Origin of the sequence: Campylobacter coli LMG 9860 (assembly GCF_000254135.1) — a bacterium.
GTDB classification, from domain to species: domain Bacteria; phylum Campylobacterota; class Campylobacteria; order Campylobacterales; family Campylobacteraceae; genus Campylobacter_D; species Campylobacter_D coli.
In genome coordinates, this window is sequence record NZ_AINS01000098.1 from 1 (window position 1) to 1,805 (window position 1,805).

Below are 1,805 nucleotides of genomic sequence, written 5' to 3' on the forward strand. Positions count from 1 at the left end.
TACTCTCCTATCTTTTTCAAGATTAGTTCTTGATTTGTTTTTAAAATATTGCTTCTCTCTTTCTCTTTCTGCTTTTCTTCGGTCATTTTTGTATCTCCTTTAGCCATTTTTTATCTATTTTTCCATATATAAGATAAACCATACAATCTTTAATTGAGAAACCATAAGCTAATTGAGCATAAGCAAAAAATATAGATATAGCTGTCATTAAATCAACTAGAAATAAAACTATTCCCATATAAGATAAATCCGCATTAAATGCCAATAATACCAATATTAAAAAAAGTAGAGTTCTTAAATTAATGAAAATCGCGTGAATTTTTACGTAACTTAATAGTTTGTATATTGTATTTTTAGCATTAAACAAAAATCCACACATTAGTTTGTTTAGTCCAAAAAGAAAAAATAAAAGCGTTACTGAAATCATTTTTTACTCCTTTGAAGGCTTATGAAATCTTTTTCATTTATTCCATAATATTGCAATTCTTTTTCATATTCTGCATTTTGAAAAAAATCAATTATTGGTTTTTCGCAAAAATACACATTAATCAATCTTTTTTCTTTTTCATTGATTACTCTAATATATTGAAAATTTTTTTCTAAAAAAATTTTATCATTTTCTCCTATGATATCATTTTCATAAAGATACTTTATTAAACCCTGTGTAAAATCATTATCTCTTTTATTTGAAAAATTTTCACTATAGTTTTTTATCACTTTTTCTAAGCTAGAACGCATAAAAAACCTTTCTATTTTTTCTCGAGCAATTAGGACATTTGAAAATAAATTTTTCATTCGGCTGAAACTCAACATAAATCTTTTCTCCGCATTTTTTGCACTCGATTTCTGTGCATAAAATCATAGAATGATTTTTGATTTTATCATTGAGCAAATATGAATACATAGTATTTTTCAAACTTATTCCTTTTGACTTATTTTAGTTGTAGTTCTTAAAATCTTCCCTATTATTATTGTAGGTATATCCCAAAGAGTATAATGGCTTTATAATGTATATATCGTTTTTCTTACACTCTTCTAGCATTTGATTATAAGTTAATTTTTTTGGATATATTTTAATTTCTTCATTTTCCATTACTTCGAAATACCATAAAAATAAATCATCTTTGGCATCTTTATAGCCACCATTCATTGCCACGCGAGGATCGATTTCTATTTGTCTTCCCATTAAATCCGATATAATATATGATTCTTCATATGCTTTCACTACTTCGTAAACAGAATAGTAATTTCCAAATAACCATACTATCATATTTCCCTTGAAAAATATGTCATTCTCTTCGGCTTCATCATCCTTGACTTTCAATAACTCCGCGTTTTCGTGGATATTGCCCATAATTTCTAGTTCTGTTAACCGAAATTCACTTATTAAATCTTCATCGTATTCTTCGCCATTATCACCGCATTCAACCAAATAGAAGGCTTCTTCCTTGAAAACAACTTTGTATTTAAAAGCTTCATCTTCAGAGCAATCTTCAAAAGAATACAGTATATCACCCTCATAAATCTTATTTCCGTTTTTATCGCAAAGTCCTGTAAAAAGTTCTATTTCTAAATTTAATAATTTTTCATTTGGTAAATTTTTTACAACTGCTCTGCTTTTTGTGTAAGGATCTAAAAAGCATTTTTCATCTTTGTCCCAAATCCTAAAATCAAAATCTTTTAGTTTCATTGTTTTTCCTTATTAGTTTTATTAACAATTGCTTTTTTATCTTTAAAGAGTATATACCATTAACACTTATTTTATGCTTAAATATTAGCGTATTAAATATATTTTTATATTAAAT

At 26.1% G+C, this 1,805-nt stretch carries 3 protein-coding genes; all 3 read right to left on the reverse strand.

The features are described from left to right. Window positions 1–82 precede the first annotated feature (82 nt). Entirely contained in the window at window positions 83–427 is a 345-nt protein-coding gene (locus CCO88_RS09030) for a hypothetical protein (RefSeq protein ID WP_002815123.1), read from the reverse strand. After that, on the reverse strand, window positions 424–738 hold the full coding sequence (locus tag CCO88_RS09035; protein ID WP_002840386.1) for a hypothetical protein: 315 nt from the start codon (window positions 736–738) through the stop codon (window positions 424–426). The genes CCO88_RS09030 and CCO88_RS09035 overlap by 4 nt, the downstream gene beginning before the upstream one ends. A gap of 199 nt (window positions 739–937) precedes the next feature. After that, the gene (locus CCO88_RS10990) at window positions 938–1,690 is read right to left on the reverse strand and encodes a YopX family protein (protein ID WP_002840388.1); all 753 of its coding nucleotides are present in this window, start codon (window positions 1,688–1,690) and stop codon (window positions 938–940) included. Window positions 1,691–1,805 lie beyond the last annotated feature (115 nt).

Excerpts from the sequence above, each read along its gene's own strand:
- CCO88_RS09030 (WP_002815123.1), bottom strand. The coding sequence starts at position 427 with ATGATTTCAGTAACGCTTTTATTTTTTCTTTTTGGACTAAACAAACTA.
- CCO88_RS10990 (WP_002840388.1), bottom strand. The coding sequence starts at position 1,690 with ATGAAACTAAAAGATTTTGATTTTAGGATTTGGGACAAAGATGAAAAA.
- CCO88_RS09035 (WP_002840386.1), bottom strand. The coding sequence starts at position 738 with ATGCGTTCTAGCTTAGAAAAAGTGATAAAAAACTATAGTGAAAATTTT.